The organism is Okeania sp. SIO2F5, assembly GCF_010692685.1.
Taxonomy (GTDB): domain Bacteria; phylum Cyanobacteriota; class Cyanobacteriia; order Cyanobacteriales; family Microcoleaceae; genus Okeania; species Okeania hirsuta.
On sequence record NZ_JAAHGU010000064.1, the window covers coordinates 1 to 16,661 of the forward strand.

At 34.3% G+C, this 16,661-nt stretch carries 12 protein-coding genes and 1 tRNA gene; 6 read left to right on the top strand and 7 right to left on the bottom strand.

What is annotated here, in order from left to right; all coding sequences use genetic code 11:
* Positions 1-301 precede the first annotated feature (301 nt).
* Positions 302-1,009 carry a hypothetical protein gene (locus tag F6K27_RS19180; RefSeq protein WP_287277960.1) on the top strand — a complete coding sequence of 236 codons (708 nt, stop codon included), beginning with the start codon at positions 302-304 and terminating at the stop codon, positions 1,007-1,009.
* Positions 1,010-1,559: 550 nt separating this feature from the next.
* Here the strand turns inward: F6K27_RS19180 and F6K27_RS19185 are convergent.
* From F6K27_RS19185 to F6K27_RS19195, 3 genes are all read right to left on the bottom strand, one after another.
* Positions 1,560-3,119, bottom strand: coding sequence for a hypothetical protein (locus F6K27_RS19185; RefSeq protein ID WP_287277962.1), 1,560 nt, complete (start codon positions 3,117-3,119; stop codon positions 1,560-1,562).
* 359 nt (positions 3,120-3,478) lie between these two features.
* Entirely contained in the window at positions 3,479-4,285 is an 807-nt protein-coding gene (locus F6K27_RS19190; RefSeq protein ID WP_287277964.1) for a TIGR03943 family putative permease subunit, read from the bottom strand.
* Between the two features lie 304 nt (positions 4,286-4,589).
* Positions 4,590-5,687, bottom strand: a complete 1,098-nt coding sequence (locus F6K27_RS19195; RefSeq protein ID WP_287277966.1) for a permease — start codon at positions 5,685-5,687, stop codon at positions 4,590-4,592.
* Between the two features lie 331 nt (positions 5,688-6,018).
* Between F6K27_RS19195 and F6K27_RS19200 the strand changes: the two genes are divergently transcribed.
* From F6K27_RS19200 to F6K27_RS19210, 3 genes are read left to right on the top strand one after another with little or no spacing between them, the layout of a single operon-like run.
* On the top strand, positions 6,019-6,243 hold the full coding sequence (locus F6K27_RS19200; RefSeq protein ID WP_287277968.1) for a hypothetical protein: 225 nt from the start codon (positions 6,019-6,021) through the stop codon (positions 6,241-6,243).
* A gap of 33 nt (positions 6,244-6,276) precedes the next feature.
* Positions 6,277-6,486: a GGDEF domain-containing protein gene (locus tag F6K27_RS19205; protein WP_287277970.1), complete on the top strand. Its 210-nt coding sequence runs from the start codon at positions 6,277-6,279 to the stop codon at positions 6,484-6,486.
* Between the two features lie 12 nt (positions 6,487-6,498).
* A complete protein-coding gene (locus F6K27_RS19210; protein ID WP_287277972.1) occupies positions 6,499-6,945 on the top strand; it encodes a diguanylate cyclase in 447 nt (148 codons plus the stop codon).
* A gap of 508 nt (positions 6,946-7,453) precedes the next feature.
* On the opposite strand, the gene F6K27_RS19215 is transcribed toward F6K27_RS19210, so the two are convergent.
* A complete protein-coding gene (locus tag F6K27_RS19215; RefSeq protein WP_287277974.1) occupies positions 7,454-8,071 on the bottom strand; it encodes a metal-binding protein in 618 nt (205 codons plus the stop codon).
* A gap of 112 nt (positions 8,072-8,183) precedes the next feature.
* Between F6K27_RS19215 and F6K27_RS19220 the strand changes: the two genes are divergently transcribed.
* Positions 8,184-8,255: transfer RNA gene (locus F6K27_RS19220), tRNA-Val, on the top strand.
* Positions 8,256-8,716: 461 nt separating this feature from the next.
* Here the strand turns inward: F6K27_RS19220 and kaiC are convergent.
* The 3 genes from kaiC to F6K27_RS19235 all read right to left on the bottom strand — a co-directional run bounded on the left by kaiC (position 8,717) and on the right by F6K27_RS19235 (position 12,506).
* Entirely contained in the window at positions 8,717-10,276 is a 1,560-nt protein-coding gene (kaiC, locus tag F6K27_RS19225; RefSeq protein ID WP_287277976.1) for a circadian clock protein KaiC, read from the bottom strand.
* Between the two features lie 400 nt (positions 10,277-10,676).
* Positions 10,677-10,991, bottom strand: coding sequence for a circadian clock protein KaiB (kaiB, locus tag F6K27_RS19230; protein ID WP_124155262.1), 315 nt, complete (start codon positions 10,989-10,991; stop codon positions 10,677-10,679).
* A 543-nt stretch (positions 10,992-11,534) separates the two neighbouring features.
* Positions 11,535-12,506 carry a circadian clock protein KaiA gene (locus F6K27_RS19235; protein WP_124147150.1) on the bottom strand — a complete coding sequence of 324 codons (972 nt, stop codon included), beginning with the start codon at positions 12,504-12,506 and terminating at the stop codon, positions 11,535-11,537.
* Positions 12,507-12,969: 463 nt separating this feature from the next.
* Between F6K27_RS19235 and F6K27_RS19240 the strand changes: the two genes are divergently transcribed.
* On the top strand, positions 12,970-16,398 hold the full coding sequence (locus F6K27_RS19240; RefSeq protein ID WP_287277978.1) for a hybrid sensor histidine kinase/response regulator: 3,429 nt from the start codon (positions 12,970-12,972) through the stop codon (positions 16,396-16,398).
* Positions 16,399-16,661: the final 263 nt, after the last annotated feature.

Here is a 16,661-nt window from a genome sequence, read left to right on the forward strand (position 1 = left end):
ACCACTTGGCAATGATTAAGATGCGATCAAACTCCGTTCCGCTTCGCGTTGGCGGAGCCTAGCGGCAGCTATATCGCGAAGCGTGATAGAGAAACTTTGGCAATTTTTGGAGATGTCTATTGGTAAGGTAAGTTCCGGCAACTGATGATTTGCGATCGCTTCTTACACCATACTATCAGTCTAAATACTTACTCAACTTTTACCATCTTTGCATACTACATTTTGTCGCACAGAATGTGGGTTTTAAGATAGTGAGGTATAATCTTCATCCCTATTCCCTATTCTCCCAAAACTACTGTAAATGAAATTTCAAATCACAATTTCTCCCTTTAAAATTGCTAAATACTTAACTTTTGGCGTGATATTTTTAACTATATGCAGCATCGCCATTCAAATAGGTAAATACGTTTTTGATTACCGCGAACCCTGGACAAGATTATTTAATCTCGACCGGGAAATGAATATTCCAACTTGGTATTCAGCTTTAATGTTAATATCTTGTGGATTAATTATTCGCGGAATTTTTGCAATAAAAAAATCACAGTCTGAGCGTTTCTGGCGAAAGTGGCAAATTCTCTCAATTATCTTCTTTCTATTAGCACTTGACGAAGTAGCTAGTATCCATGAAATTTTGATTATTGATGACTTAGCAGATACTCTAAATCTTCCCAGTTTATGGCATTCAGTGTGGGTAATTCCTGGAACAGTTTTAGTAGTAATTTTTATCTGGAAATATTGGAAATTTATACTCTATTTACCAAACCAACTGCGTCGATATTTCTTAATTGCTATTAGTTTATATGTGGGTGGTGCATTGGGTATGGAAATGGTCGGAAGTTACTATGATGGAATTGATGGTCAGCAGAATTTAGTTTACGCAATGTTAGCCACCGTAGAAGAAGTAATGGAAATGATGGGATGTGTGGTTTTTATTTATGGGTTGTTAACTTATTTAGGTGAGTTAAGTACAGAGTTACAAGTTAATTTTCACATTAACAATAAGGGTTAATTTTATATCGCAGGAGTAGGTATCACTTTAGGGAAAAAATTGATAATACCAATTTGGAAAAAGAATGTTACGAATTAATTTGGGCAGTTCAAAGGCTTTAAAGGAGATGCCCCTTGGACGAAAAAGATAAATTACAACCTAATAAATAGTATTAAAGCTATTAATTATGACTCGGTAACTTCCCCTCCTGGGAGAGGTTAGGGGTGGGTTTAATTCTAAGAAATAACCTAGTTATTTGTAGCAAATATTTATCAAATTGGTATAATATCATGTCCTTTGGTATCGTTGGTGTAAAAACTTAGGTAATATCTACTTTTTCTTGATTTTAAATCTTCTTCCTTCTTCCTGACCGAATAATTATTAATTGTTAATTATTAGTTGTTAAATTGAGCTTTATCTTTATCCCTTATGGGTTTAATACCCCACCGTCTAGACGCTGCAAATACGCTTGGTGAGGTGAGAATCTCCATCGACCGCATTTTTCTGACTACTGAATTCTGACTTTTTCTTCAAAATTACTGATGTACCTGACTTAATATAAATAGAATAGCTAAGGCAACCACTTAGGATGAATACCAGTTAGAGGCAACTCTTCTGGTTTAAGTTGCCACTGGGAATCATCTTCTGGCATTTTTGAGTCTAAAGGTAACATCCATAAACGACTAATTTTTCTAGTGTTTTTTGTATTTTCTTGTTCTTGTTCTTCTTGATTTGATATTGTCACCATTTGGTCAAATAATAATGCTAAACCATCTGGTGATAAATCCATATTAACTTCCTGTTGGTTTGGCAAAATAACCAAAGGTCTTAACAAATTTCTCTTAAGATAAAATGCTGCGATATAAGGTTGTTCTTGATATTCTTCTTCCTTCTCTACTACTTGAGTTAATAAACAATAAAGAATTCTTTTATTCGGGTCAAATTCTGCACTGAGAATATTACCATAAGGACGAGTTCTTAATACCTCTCGCTCCTGACCTTGATTAGTCACAATATAAAGCGATCGCGTCCCATCTTGATTATATTTTACCATGGTTGCCATGGAGCCATCAGGAGCAAAATTCAATACTGTTCCAAATTTTGGTAAGAATATTAAATCCTCTGAATCTGTTTCTGGATTTATTGGTAAAATGGAGGTTCCTTCTCCTTGTAAAATTACTAAACTTTTGCTATCTGGGGTAATTAAAAAGTCTCCACCTTTTTGAATTATTCCATCTTTATTTGTTAAAGGTTGTGCTTCTTTTTCTAATTCTAATACCCACGGACCGGAATCAAAAACATCTTTTCTATTTACCCGTTGAATGACAATTTTTTGACCATCAGCAGATAAATCAAATTTCAAGTTTTGGTATTCTAAATTATCAAGAACTTTTTCAATTTTACCTGCAGCTTCTAATGATTTTAATTGGGAATCTCCAGGAGTAAAATTAATCCCAGTTGTCACAGTATATATTTGTTGTTCTATCAGAGTCGGAACTTCATTTTGCTTTTCAACTGCCGAAAATAAAATCTTTTCACCTTGGGGAAAAAATTTAAAGTCCATTACTTCTAAATTTTTCGGACTTAGTATTATAGGCCGTTGCTTTTTAGTTAAATTAATTAAGATTAATCTGCCTTTTTCCTCTCCTTGAAAACCTATATAAGCAAATGCGCGATCGCGACTTCTAAATAGACCTTGAAAAGGCTGCATTACCTCCCCTTGATCCAAGCCATAAAACTTTTCTTTTGCCCCTGATAATTTCACTTTATACTGATTACCATAGGGAGCAGGTTCTAAAATTGTATAAGCCATTCTACGACCCGCCCAACTCACTTTTCCTGGTAAAGGTGGTTCTATTGTTAAATTTTTTTCAACACTTGCATGGTTCATGGGTCGATTAAAATTTAGTATAAAAGCTGTATCTTCAGCTCCTATTTTTTTGTCTTGCCAGCTAAAGTCTTTAACTTTTGGAGTTGTACTTCCACCACTCACAAATAACAGACAAATTAACACCGTTAAGCCGAGAATCAAAGTAATAGCAACTCTGTCCAAAGGTTGTCGTAATTCCTCTAAAAGAATGTCTTGATTTTCGCGAAATAGATGATTAATTTTTTTTCTTAAATTTACCATTTATTTTTCCTTTATACCCCACAGTTAAAGAAGGAAGTCAGAAGTCATAAATCAGAAGTTATTTTTGTTACAGGGATTTTGAGCAACCCTAAAAAAATATTTCGCCTTAAAAGGTGGGGTTGCGCAACCCAATTATTTTGATAAAAGTTTCGGACGAGTTGAAAATTGTGCTTAATCATAATAGTGTTTACTACCGTTTGAAGACTTATTCTTAATATTTATAGAGGATTATTTGTGATATCTATGATTAAGCGGAGATAATATTATCTTTTTCTTTTGAGTTTAATATCCCACCGTCTACATAGTGTTTAAAATTTCTTGTGGTTTGAGTCTCCGTCCACTTCTTCCTTCTTCCTTCTTCAATAATCATAAGGATTTTTCGGCTTAGGAATTGGTTCAATCTTAGATGGCGAAATTGTTAGTTTACGTTGACTATTCAGCTCATCAGTAATCATTTTACCTTCAACTTTCAACCAACCATCTTGAGGATATTTACTCCGACTTCTGCCTTCTGGTAATTTAACTGGTAATCCTACTGGATAAGCATCAGCAGCACAACAAGTCAAAATAAATCTAGATATCCAAAAATATTGCTCAGATAATCCAGGAGGATAAATTACAAACCCAGTTACTTCAACTTTTTGCTCATTATAAGCATCTGGTTCTGGATAAACATTTAAAATTCTAATCCATTCAATCAGTGATCGCTTTTCTGGTTTAGTACCACTACGAAATTCTTGAGGTTGAGTTCTAGTCACTGGTAAAGATTCTGTTAAACCTCTTTGTAATGCTGTTTGACTAGCAAAAACTTGAGGAGTAATCATCAATGCCAGTAGAGCTGATATTAATAATAAACCACTACTCCAACCAGGAGGGAAAAGATTAATATGCTGATTTTCAATACTGGTTAATACTTGTTTTGATTGTCTCTTAAATCTTTGACTTTTGCTAATACTCCATAACTCTAAAATTTTCAATCCACCTAATAAGAGTAAAGCAATTCCAGCTCCCACTGTTAAACCAAAATAACGAGGATGAATTAATATGTATAACTTGCTTGTCATCCAATAATGCAATAACACAAAACCCCAAACAAAAATTGCTATAGCATCTATCCAAGAACTATATTTTTTGAGTAGGGAAAAAAGTGACTTGTAAACTTTCATCTGATTAAAATTGCCCCACTTATGTGAATAATATAGCAAGGAACGAGTTGGTGTTTTATTGTTGATGTTTTCTTATGCTAATGATCAAGCTTAGACAGAGAATTTTCCTACTCCTACTGTTGCCTGTTGCCTGTTGCCTTGATTAAAATTGCCCCACTTATGTGAATAATATAGCAAGGAACGAGTTGGTATTTTATTGTTGATGTTTTACTTATGCTAATGATCAAGCTTAGGCAGAGAATTTTCCTACTCCTACTCCTACTGTTGCCTGTTCCCTGTTCCCTGTTCCCTGCTATAAGTTAATTTAACTCAAATATAAATTCACAATCAAAGCCATAATAAATGTTAATTGTGCTGCCAATACCATTAAATAAATTACAACCCGCGACCGAAATACTGATAATAATAAACCAACAGCTTTGATATCAATCATCGGTCCAAAAACCAAAAAAGCTAATAGGGAACCACTGGTAAAAGTTGCAGCAAATGACAAAGCAAAAAAAGCATCCACAGTCGAACAAATAGAAACCACTGCTGCCAAAGTCAGCATAGCAATAATTGAACTAATAGGACTCTGACCAAGACTCAGAATAAATTCACGGGGTGCAGCAACCTGAATCATTGCAGCGATCGCGCTACCAATAACTAACACTCCACCTAAGTCTTGTAACTCTTGCACCATACTATTTAACAAAGATAAAAGTCGCTGTCGATCAGGTGCAACGAACAGAGATTTCCAACTCATATCTTTGTTAGAAGTGGTTTGACTACTCACACCTAGTGGACTTTGATTAATAGTACTAGCTTCTACTTGCCAAAGTGGGATAGACTCCAGGGGCATAGATGTGCTAGATTGACCCAAAAAAAATGTTCCTGACTGTAAAAGAGGAGAAGTTTCAACTTTTTGAGAAACTGACTGTTGAGGTCTAGGTAATAGACGAGCAGTTGTAGCTTGCAATAACGGTCGCATATCCTTTTGTACGCTGAATACCCAACCAATAATTGTTGCTATTGCTAGAGAAAATACCACTCGTAACACCACTATTTCTGGTTGGTCTCTAAAAGCAGTCCAAGTTGCCCAGATTACTATGGGATTTACTGTTGGAGCTGCCAATAAAAAACCAATTGCTACTGAAACTGGCACACCTTGTAGTAATAAACGTCGAGCAACCGGAACATTACCACATTCACATACCGGGAACAAAAAACCAACTAAACTACCTACAAATGCTCCTAAAAGAGGGTTTTTAGGCAGATATGTAATTAATTTACGTTCATCAATAAACCACTGTAATATTCCGGATAAAATCACCCCCAACAGTAAAAATGGTATTGCTTCTACCAATAAACTAAGAAAGAGGGTGAAAGCATTATTCAACTGATTTGTCAGCGTTGATGCCATCTTTATATTTACTTTAGATTTACTCTTTAAACTTTTTTTCCTAAGTATTTTCTTTGGTTCAATAATCGCCTAGGGATCGATATTAATTTTTTAAATAACTATACATAATATTTACAATGTGAGTATATACTAAAGTAATCTAGAATAATTAGCCTCTCTAGGTATATACAATTTCTTTCGACAAATAAATAATATTTAAGTTTTATGGTTAACTTATCTAGCTTTAAGTCCTTGATCTTAACACCTCTTGAAAACTCCCTGCCAAAAACTTTTCAGGAGTTAACTGTACAAAATTTATGTTGATAGTAATCAATCAGGAGAAGTAGCTGCTTTGAGACTGGAAGCTGAACCAAGATTGCCAGGAATAATCTTAACTGAAGAGGGACATATCTCAGGAATGATTTCCCGACAGCGGTTTTTGGAGTATCTGAGTTGCCCTTTTGGACGAGAACTATTTTTGAAAAGGTCTTTAAAGACTTTGTATGAATTCGCTTATACAGATTTTTTGCTTATGCCTGGCAATACTACAGTTGTAGAAGCTAGTAGTACCACTTGACAAAGAGCAACTAACCAAGCTTATGAACTAATTGTGGTTGAAATCGAACCCTATGTCTACAGAATTTTAGATGTCCATCATATGCATATAGCTCTATGTCATATTCATCAATTGGCCAGTAATTTACTCCATGAACTTTATCAAGAATTGGAGAAAGCTCACCAAGAATTAGAGCTTCAAGCTTCTTTAGATGCCTTGACTCAAGTTGCTAATCGTAGAACATTTGACGAATATCTAGCTTAACAGTGGTTACAAATGTCTAAAGGACAGAACTCTATCTCCGTTATCATGGCAGATATTGATTGTTTTAAAGGTTACAATGACACTTATGGTCATCAAGCTGGAGATAAATGTGTCAAACAAGTAGCTTTGGCAATCAATCAAGCTGTTCAAATGTCACTTCAAACAAATAAGGAAAATTTAGTAGCTCGTTATGGAGGAGAAGAATTTGCTATAGTTTTACCCAAGATAAATGCTATTGATGCTGTTTCTGTAGCTGAACAAATTCGTTCTCATGTCAAGTCATTAAATATTATTCATCAAGCTTCTGTTACCTCAAAAGTTGTAACTTTAAGTTTAGGACTCACCACAACTGTACCTCAATTGGGTGGATCACGAGAAGCATTAGCATTAATTTATGAAGCAGATCGAGCACTTTATCAAGCTAAAATTAAAGGTCGCGATCGCGTTCTCCTTAGTTAAGGTTAGCTCTGGATAAATTATATCATCTCTGGTAGCATCGTTAGTGTATAAAATTACGTCATAATTAGAGGGAACCCTTCTTCCTGATAACTTCTGTTCTCTGTCTCCCTTTCATCAAAGTTTAGGTATATAACCGGACATGATATTACAGCGCTTTTCAAATGAATGAACTACAAATATCTAAAATAGAACTGTACAAGGAGTGATCGCCTCAACTTATCAACTTATAGTTGAATAAATAATGATCATAACAAATTATCATCATTTATTCAAATAACAAATCAACCGTTTTCAGATTTATTCAGCAAACCCAGGGCAAACGCATCTTATTTTGAAGTTCTGACAGGGTAAAGATGCCAGGTTTTTGAGTATTTATACTTATTACTTCTCTAAAGCTTAACGGCAGAAGCTTCCAGAATTTAGATGCGTTTGCCCTGTCAGCAAACCCTAAATATTGCTTAACTATTCAAGCTAATTTTCTGCTTCTAACTTCTTGAGTCAACTAATTTTATTTCTGAGTACGACGACTTCTAGGAGGAACGACTTTTGGGGAAGTTGATTTACCGGGAGTGGACTTACGTCGGTGTTTCTGAGGTTTGACCTTGGGAAGTAAGCTAGATAGACCTTTAGTTTTGAAACGTTTATAAGCTGAACTACTCCAGTCACTAACAGAATGACTCATTGCACCAAGTTCTAGACCCACTAATAAAGCAATTACTTCTTGATAATTTAGAGAAAGCGATCGCCACAAGCTTTCAACAAACGCTAAAATACTCCATTCCAGCCCCAGTAATTCATCTATAATAAAACCAAATACAACCACCACTCCCAACCATGTTAAAAGATATAGCAATCGTATTGCAGTACCAATTATCGGTCCGTGAGATAAAAAGGAGCGATGATTCAGACTGGTTTGGTAGGGTCGCCAAAGCCACTTAAACCAACCCCATCGTTGAAATTGCCGAGAATTAATGTCCAGATCAGGGCCAAACATTAGCCCACTGAACAAAAAACCCCCAGAAATAAATAACGTTAAATGGGTACTCTGAATTAACCCAAAGCTTAAACTTGTTACTATGGGTAAACTCCACAAGGTTATTCGGTCATGGGTGTGGCCACTGGGCATAGCAGATTTAATCTAGGCCAAAAAATGCAGAATATATTTATCAAACTTAGCAGATAAAAGATACTTTTTTTTACTTGCATATTTAGTAAGATGTGTTATACTTATAAAAGTTGGGCGGTTAGCTCAGCGGTAGAGCGCCTGCCTTACAAGCAGGATGTCACTGGTTCAAATCCAGTACCGCCCATAAAATAAGTCTAGGTATTTGTTAAGTTTATGGTAATCATTTTTGAAATTCCAATTTAACTCTAATTTATACCTTTTTGATTGATTTTCTCCTTTTCTGCCGGTCTCTGTAAAATGTTGGCTATATTAGTTTTTACTTTAGTGGACTAGACAACTTCGACGATTTCAGACAACTTCTGATTTCAGCATATCTACTTTGAAGTGAAAGTCCCATTCTTAATGAAAATGAAAATGGATATATTTGTTGAGGTACTTATTACTTTTGATTTCCACAAAGGCGATCGCCATACCAAATTTTATTTTACCGGACAATCAAGGTTTAAAGCTTCTGCCTAGCTACGCCACGGACTGTCACTCTACAAGCAGCAAACAAGAAAAATTTTTCCTTTTAGTAAACCCTCTTCTTTTCAATGCAATGAAAGGTAAAGTTAATAGTTAATTATTAATTGTTGAAATTCTATCCTATTCTTCTGGTACCTTCTCTTGAACTCCCTGTATTATTCTAGATAATTCACTTTTCTCGTTAACTACAATTCTAGTGGGAGAACCACTAATAATTCTTTCATAGCTACGGAAGGAATCTTTGATCTCAGGACCATTTGATGTTATTGTATATTCTCTAATTCCTTTATCATGCCATGAACCACGCATTTTGAAGACATTAATAGCGCGGGACATTTCACCACGAATTTCCACATACTGTAGCATTATGATTGTATCGGTAATAGTCGAAATATGAGTATTCGTAATAGAATGAGACCCCATAAATTGATCGGTCGTATTAGTAAAAAATCCTGTTATTTCTTCTTGCTTGGCAAAACCAGTTACCCCAATCACAAATTGTCTAAAAGCATTATTACTTACTCCTCTTGCTAAAGCAGATAGAGAATCAATAGCTATTCTAGAAGGTTTAAAGTTGGCAATTTCTGATTTAATAATTTGTAAGTGGTCTTCTAAACCTGCTGATTCTGGGTAGCTACACAAGATTCTTAATAATCCCTTTTTTTCTAATTCTTCAAAATCTATACCCCAAGAATAGGCATTACGAAATAATTGAGCACGAGATTCTTCATAAGCAAAAAGCATCGCAGGTTCATTATTTGTACAACCATTTTCTAAGAATTTACTTACTAAAAGAGTTTTTCCTGTACCTGTAGCTCCAGTTGCTAATATGATTGAATCTTTAAAGAAACCACCTCCACACATTTTATCTAGAACTTCATCTCCAGAGGAAACTCTAACATTTGAAGAACGTTGAGTCAGTCGCATTGCTCCTAGTGGGAATATATTTACACCATCATTAGTAATCGTAAATGGATATTCCCCCTTCATGTGGGTTGTCCCCCTAAGTTTTAAGATTTCCATGGTTCGCCTTCTACGCTCGCCTTCTAGAGCATTACGAACTATAACAACATTATCCGAGACAAATTCTTCTACTCCAAATCTGGCTACTGGACCATATTCTTCTACTCTTTCAGTAGTCATAATTGTAGTTGCACCAACTTGTTTGAGTCGGGCAACTAAACGAAATATTTCTCTTCTGACTACAGAAGCAGCATCATATTGTTGAAATACAGCAGTTACTGAATCAATAGAAACTCTTCTTGCTTTGTATTTACGAATGGCATATTGAATTCTTTCTATTAAGGCAGATAAATCAAAATTTCCTACTATATCTTGCCCCTCTGGATCGGGAGAAGCGTCTAATATAAATAATTTCCCATCATTAACTAATTTCTGTAAATTCCAACCAAAACTGTAGGCGTTTTTAATAATATCGTGGGGAGATTCTTCAAAGGTTACAAATACTCCTGGTTCATCAAAATAGATAATTCCATTATAAAGAAACTGAATAGCAAGCAATGTCTTACCAGTTCCAGATGTACCACTTACTAATGTGGTCCTGCCAACTGGCATACCCCCATGACTGATGTCGTCGAACCCCTCAATCATAGTCCGAATCTTCTCAACTCCTACTGTTGCTATTCCATCTCTTTTAATAGGTTCACTATTTTCATTCATATTTTTATCTTTGGAATATTAAAAAAATTTTAGCTATCCACAAATATATAAGTATATCTACATATATCAGGATTGTCGCATCATTATGTACGGCGTTTTTAATTTTGGTAGGATTATAGAGAAATGTGCTCTCTGGCTTTTGTCTTCAGGCAAAAGTTGATCAAAAAAAATAATATGGGTCTAGAACCCCGCTTTTTAAGGCGAAATATTTTTGGAGAGTTGCTCAAATCCCCTATTTCCCATCCTGGGAGGCAGTAGGGGTGGGTTAACTTCTGACTTCTGACTTCTGACTTCTGACTTCGTTAAATGCCATACCTAAATGAAAATGGCGACTATGTCCAGAATAGTTATATCACAAAATACTAAAATTTTTTATGTTAATTGTATCAATAAGTTCATTTTAGAGATTAAATTCGTCTTCATTGAGTTCCTCATAAAGTAGATCTAATCCAATTAATACCTTTTCTCTATCTGAAAGATCCCCAATTATTTTTCTCACAGGTGGGGGCAATATTTTTGACAAAGTTGGTGTGGCCAATATTTTATCCTCTTCTGCTAATTGAGGATTTTTTAGTACATCTATGACTTTAAGGGCATAAACTCCTTGAAATTCTTGCTCAAGGATTTCTTTGAGTGTCTTTAGCGCTCGCACAGAATTAGGAGTATTTCCAGCAACGTACAACTTTAACACGTAGGTTTTCTTCAGGGGACTCATAGTTATTCTCTAGTGATTTTTTTGATGTTTGAAGAGTTTTTTCTTGATGAACAGAGTTTTTAACTATGTTTAAATTTTACTATTAAAAAAAATTATATTTTTTGTTCTCCTAAGGTAGAGGTTAGCAGGGAATAAGGGATAGTTACTTTGTCTACCCCTGTTCACTATTGGGTTTAATATTCCACGGCTCATCTTTAGATTAATCAATCTGGGTGGAGTTTAATCTCCACCTCAATTGCCCCAACTCCCATAGGTTCCAAATTCGACAGTTCCTCTACCCAATTCCATTGTTCAATTTGAAGGTTCATTTATTCATTGAAATATATTTGATAATGTAAAAGTTTTAAACTTTATTAAAGCTACATTATCTATTTGTAAAATAAAATTTTCAATCAAGAATACTTTACCTAGTATGTATATTGAAAGTTCTTAAGCCTACCTATATATTTATGCACTTTACACTTACTTTTCATAAATATTTAGAGTATCATTGCAGTGCTACAATATTGAGCTAGTTAATTATTATTTTATAATTTCAAGTTTTTAAGATTCTCTAGGAATAGAACGTCGGTACATTTCACATAGGTGTGCTATTGTATCTATAAGAGTTAATCGGTAATCTAGTAATATTTCCTCACTACGTCCTTCTAACTGTAATTGTTTGGAAAATTCATCCATTAAGTCCATGTGAATTTCTACAATTTGTGTTACAGGAATATCTGAGAAAAAACATAAATTGACAAACTCATCTATTTGATTGTTGACGGAATTATCTTTAGAAAAATATTTGAGAACAATGTGACGATACTCTAAATTAAGTTGATCTAAAAACTTACGGCGCTCCTCTGGAGGCATATTTCTAATGAAATTTGTGGGATTCCTTTTGTAATACACACCTAGGTATCCTAATCTTTCTCTTAATTTTTCAGATAGTCTACGTTGTTGTTGATTGAGTGAATTTTTGGTATTCTCATCGGCAATTTGACTAGATTTTTGAGATTTATCTGTTGAAGAATTACTGAGAGAAAGTTTCAGAAATTTTTGAATTGACTGCCCAATATAAAAATCAATTTGGCTTAGTTGTTCAATTAATAATGAAACTTCTGCTTCGTGGTAAATAAAACTTGAATCGTTATGCTGTTCCTGGGATTTAGTAAAATTAGTATTAGCTAAACTATGATTTTTATGATCGCTTTCAGATTTAAGTTGTTTGATAATTACAGCAGGTAGTAAAATTGATTTATCCTGTAACTTCTCAATCAAAGAAGTTAGTTCAGAATATTCTTGGAATATCAGACAATCTATGTTATTATTTTCCTCAACAAGCTGGAAAAATTCTCTGGAAGAATTAGTCAGTGCCACAAGATAGCGATCGCTACTCAGTAATTTCGTTACTGAATGAGCAAATCGATCATCATATAGGTATACACAGACAGATATTTGAGTAGGCAAAGTTTTAGGAACAGTAGCTAAATCTTGGTTAGCACTAGAATATGTAATCTGAGAAATCTCCATTACAAATTTATTATTATATTAAACATCTAAACACAAATTTTAACAAATATTAACATAGACTGCCTCTATATTTTCTTTGTCAGGAAGATAGCATAAGGAATAAGGAATAAGGAATAAGGAATAAGGAATAAGGAATATAGATTGATTATGAATAATATTTCTCAAATTATATTTAATTTTCCAACCCAAGAATATCTTTAACATAGCACCAGCTTAACGGAATGGTATCCGTGTAAAAAGCATTTATTTCTGTCGTTCTCACCAATCAGTATCAAGATTTTAACTAACCATAAATTATAGAGAAGTTTCCTAGCAAGTGTTAATGTAGGTGTTTTTAATAATCTTGTAGATAAATGTGGCGATAATTGAGTTTAGTAATAATGGCCTAAATTATAGTTAGGTTAGTCAAAATAAGCTCATCGCTAATGAACTTACTCTCAGCATATTATATGCTCTAACTGTCATGTCAATGGCCTACACTACTTTAAAAAAATTTATATCTTTTATACCAATCTGCTTACACACAGAAAATTTGCAGGTAGTATGGTCAATTCTCTGTAAAGAAAAATACAATGAGTTAGTAGTAGTAAATCATCAGCACCAACCACTAGGACTAATTTACTTACATAATTTAATTCCCGATATAGATTTAAAGTCTGAAACTCAACCTTCTCAAAATCATGCTCTAATTTTGAATTGGCAACAACCTCTATCTGAAGTAAGTTCTTTCACACTCAATAGTCTGAGAGTTTTATCAGCAGATTTACCTATTACTAAGCTATGGCCATATCTCCAGGCACAATCAGAAGGGCAAATTAATCAAGAATCTGATACTTTAGACCTTGCATCTCCTAGTACACCTATTGCAGTGGTAGACAAGGAAGGTAAATTTTTAGGGTTGCTAAATACCTTGCATCTACTAGAATTTATTGCTACAAATCAAGCTCTAGAGGCAAAATTGAGTAGCAAAAATTGTATCTCTGCTCCAGAAAATTTTATAAAAACATCTGGGAAGTTTTTACCTACACCTACTGCCAAGAAAAATTTGCAACCCCAGGCAACAGCAGAGACTTCTTCCTACCTCTATTCACTAATAGAACTTTTAGAAAAACTGCCTCTACCTCTAATGTTACAGAGCAATGACGGCGAAATTATTAAGCAAAATCTGGCATGGCGTTCTCAGATAACAAAAGAATCTGATTTGATGGAAATTGCGGATGCCGTAGTAAGTTTATCTACCAAAAATATCAAACAACAGCCCACAAGAGTAGAAATACCAGATTCTCTAACAGTAGTGAAAGATATGATTACATTATCATGTCCAGCTACAACTAATTGGAGATTTTCTCCTACAACCCTTTTACAAGAACGAGCAAAATTACCAGAGTTAAATTCTGCTTCTAGCTTTTGTTATTACACTCAACCAAATACCTACCTTTGTACCTGTCCGCAAGAAAATGGCCAGGAACGAGTATGGAAGTTTACTAGTCAACCACTATTTGACTTGACACTAATTTTAGCTCAGGATGTCACGGAGCAACGCTTGATAGCGAAGGAGTTGGAAGCTAAAAATGCTGATTTGATTCAGCTTAATCGACTTAAGGACGAATTTTTGGCTTGTATTAGCCATGAGTTGAAAACGCCGTTAACCGCTGTATTGGGTTTATCTAGTTTGTTGAAGGAGCAAGCTCTGGGGACTCTTAATGAACGTCAAGCTCGTTATGCTCAACTAATTCATCAAAGTGGTCGTCATTTAATGGCTGTAGTTAATGATATTCTAGATTTGACTCACATGGAAACAGGCCAGATGGAGTTGAACTCTCAACCTGTGGAGATTCAGAAAGTTTGCGATCATGCTTTTCAAGAAGCTTTACAACTTCAGAATAAAAATCCTCAAGATTCATATTCTTCCTCACTACCTGATTTTTTAAAAGCAAAGTATACATTGGAAATAGAATCTGGTTTAAATACTTTTATTGCAGATGAATTACGTTTGCGTCAGATGTTGGTAAATTTGTTATCTAATGCTTTGAAGTTTACTTCAGCAGATGGCAAGATGGGATTGAAAGTAGCTAAATGGGAAAAGTGGATAACTTTTACAGTTTGGGACTGTGGCATTGGTATTCCAGCAGACAAGCAACATTTGATTTTTCAGAAGTTTCAACAATTAGAAAATCCTCTGACTCGTCAGTTTGAAGGAACTGGTTTAGGTTTAGTATTAACTCAACGTTTAGCTCGTTTACATGGTGGGGATGTTACGTTTATTTCTCAGGAAGGTAAAGGAAGTGAGTTTACGTTAATTTTTCCGCCAAGTCCGCCTCCAAAAGATTTAGGAAGTGAAGGATGGGAAACAAATGATTATCTTAAAGAACAAGGATTAATTCCTACTCGAAAAAGTGAAGTTGGTACAAAAAAATATAGTAAATTACCTGTTAACAATTACCAAGTACCTGTTATTAATTATTCATCTCGTTTAGTTTTGATTGTTGAAGCAGCGCCAAGATTTATTGAAGATTTAACGAGTAAATTAACAGGTTTAGGTTATCGAGTTGTTATTGCACGTTCTGGCACAGAAGCGGTAGAAAAGGCGCGAAAATTACAACCAAAATTTATATTTCTTAATCCATTACTGCCTCTTTTATCGGGTTGGGATGTATTAACTCTGCTGAAAACGGATGTTGATACTTGTCAGATTCCTGTAGTAATAACTGCAACTAGAGGGGATAAAGAACGAGCGATAAATAATGGTGCAAATAAGTTTTTAAGTTTACCTGTGGAACAATTAGAATTAGAAGAAGTACTGGCAGAATTTCCTGATTCAAAAGCACAAAATCATTATCAAAAGTTAGTAATTATGCACTTAGTTCCAGGTAAATATGAGTTTCAGCAGTCTACAGAAGAAAATCATATTTATGAAGATAAGTTCCTTTCTCTGCCTGGAGAATACACAGTAATAGAAGCAGATGATTTAGCTCAAGCAAATTTACTTGCTAAGATTTGGCAGCCTAATGTCATTCTTATCGAAAAAGTTAGTAATTCAGTAAGTCCAGTTAAATTTATTAATAAACTCAGTCAATATTCTACTTTAACAGCTATTCCTTTAGTAACTCTAGATTCTGAAACTACTCAAGTGGCTAATCAAGTGAAAGAATTGTCTGTTTTTCCTTGTTTAGCTTTTGAAAAAAATGACAATAATTTAACACAAACAACACTTGATTATGAATATTTAACCTCTGCGTTGTGTCAGGTAATTTCTATTGCTGCGGGTATGAGTTGGAAGCCAACTATATTAGTTATGGATGTGGCAAATATTAAAGATTTAACAGCACCTTTAAAAGATATTTTGTCTCAAAATGCTACAGTTAGTTTGTCGGACTTGAGTCAGGAAAAAAAGAAGCAAAATTTGGAAGATGATAATTTAAATTCACCAAATTTTTCAGCATTCATACCTCATGTAGAAGTTGGTAATCAAAAATGGGATGAAGTTACTAAGGAAAGTGGGAAAGATTATGAAAAAACTAAGTTACCAATTGATAGTACACGGGTATTAATTCAGTATCTTGAAACTTCTGGGTTTAAAAGTTTAATTGGTAAATCTTGGATTGAGGTTTGGCAACAGTTACAAAATCAAAGTGTAGATTTACTACTAATTTGTTTGCAGAATAAATTGCCATTAGGATTAGACCAAGCATTATCTAATTTAGAGCAAATTGTCGCAAAACCTCCGATTTTGGTCTTAGAAAATTCTCATTATCAATTACCAGAAAACCTGACACGAAAAAATCTAAATTTAGTCTTGAGCAAGATAGCTACAAAGATTTTACCTTCTGATTTATCTATAGCGGATTTATTAGAGGAAATTAAGCATTATGTAATGAGTAATATTGACTAAGGAAGAAGGAAGAAGGAAGAAGAAAGAAGGAAGAAGGAAGAAGGAAAGAGGAAGAGGGAAGAAGGAAGAGGGAATAAGTTAAGTAAGCATCATTGGGATTTATATATTTTCTGGTTTCTCTTATCATCAAATTCAATACTCAGCATTCGGGGTAAATATTTTTATTCTCTAGTTTGACACTCAATTTAATTCTATTACTCAAGGCGAAATTTCCTGAAAATTATCTCAGAATTAAGAATCAGCAAGAAGTTAAGTCAGCATGA

Excerpts from the sequence above, each read along its gene's own strand:
- F6K27_RS19195 (WP_287277966.1), bottom strand. The coding sequence starts at position 5,687 with ATGGCATCAACGCTGACAAATCAGTTGAATAATGCTTTCACCCTCTTT.
- F6K27_RS19180 (WP_287277960.1), top strand. The coding sequence starts at position 302 with ATGAAATTTCAAATCACAATTTCTCCCTTTAAAATTGCTAAATACTTA.
- F6K27_RS19185 (WP_287277962.1), bottom strand. The coding sequence starts at position 3,119 with ATGGTAAATTTAAGAAAAAAAATTAATCATCTATTTCGCGAAAATCAA.
- F6K27_RS19190 (WP_287277964.1), bottom strand. The coding sequence starts at position 4,285 with ATGAAAGTTTACAAGTCACTTTTTTCCCTACTCAAAAAATATAGTTCT.
- kaiB (WP_124155262.1), bottom strand. The coding sequence starts at position 10,991 with ATGAGTCCCCTGAAGAAAACCTACGTGTTAAAGTTGTACGTTGCTGGA.
- F6K27_RS19215 (WP_287277974.1), bottom strand. The coding sequence starts at position 8,071 with ATGCCCAGTGGCCACACCCATGACCGAATAACCTTGTGGAGTTTACCC.
- kaiC (WP_287277976.1), bottom strand. The coding sequence starts at position 10,276 with ATGAATGAAAATAGTGAACCTATTAAAAGAGATGGAATAGCAACAGTA.
- F6K27_RS19240 (WP_287277978.1), top strand. The coding sequence starts at position 12,970 with ATGTCAATGGCCTACACTACTTTAAAAAAATTTATATCTTTTATACCA.
- F6K27_RS19210 (WP_287277972.1), top strand. The coding sequence starts at position 6,499 with ATGTCTAAAGGACAGAACTCTATCTCCGTTATCATGGCAGATATTGAT.
- F6K27_RS19235 (WP_124147150.1), bottom strand. The coding sequence starts at position 12,506 with ATGGAGATTTCTCAGATTACATATTCTAGTGCTAACCAAGATTTAGCT.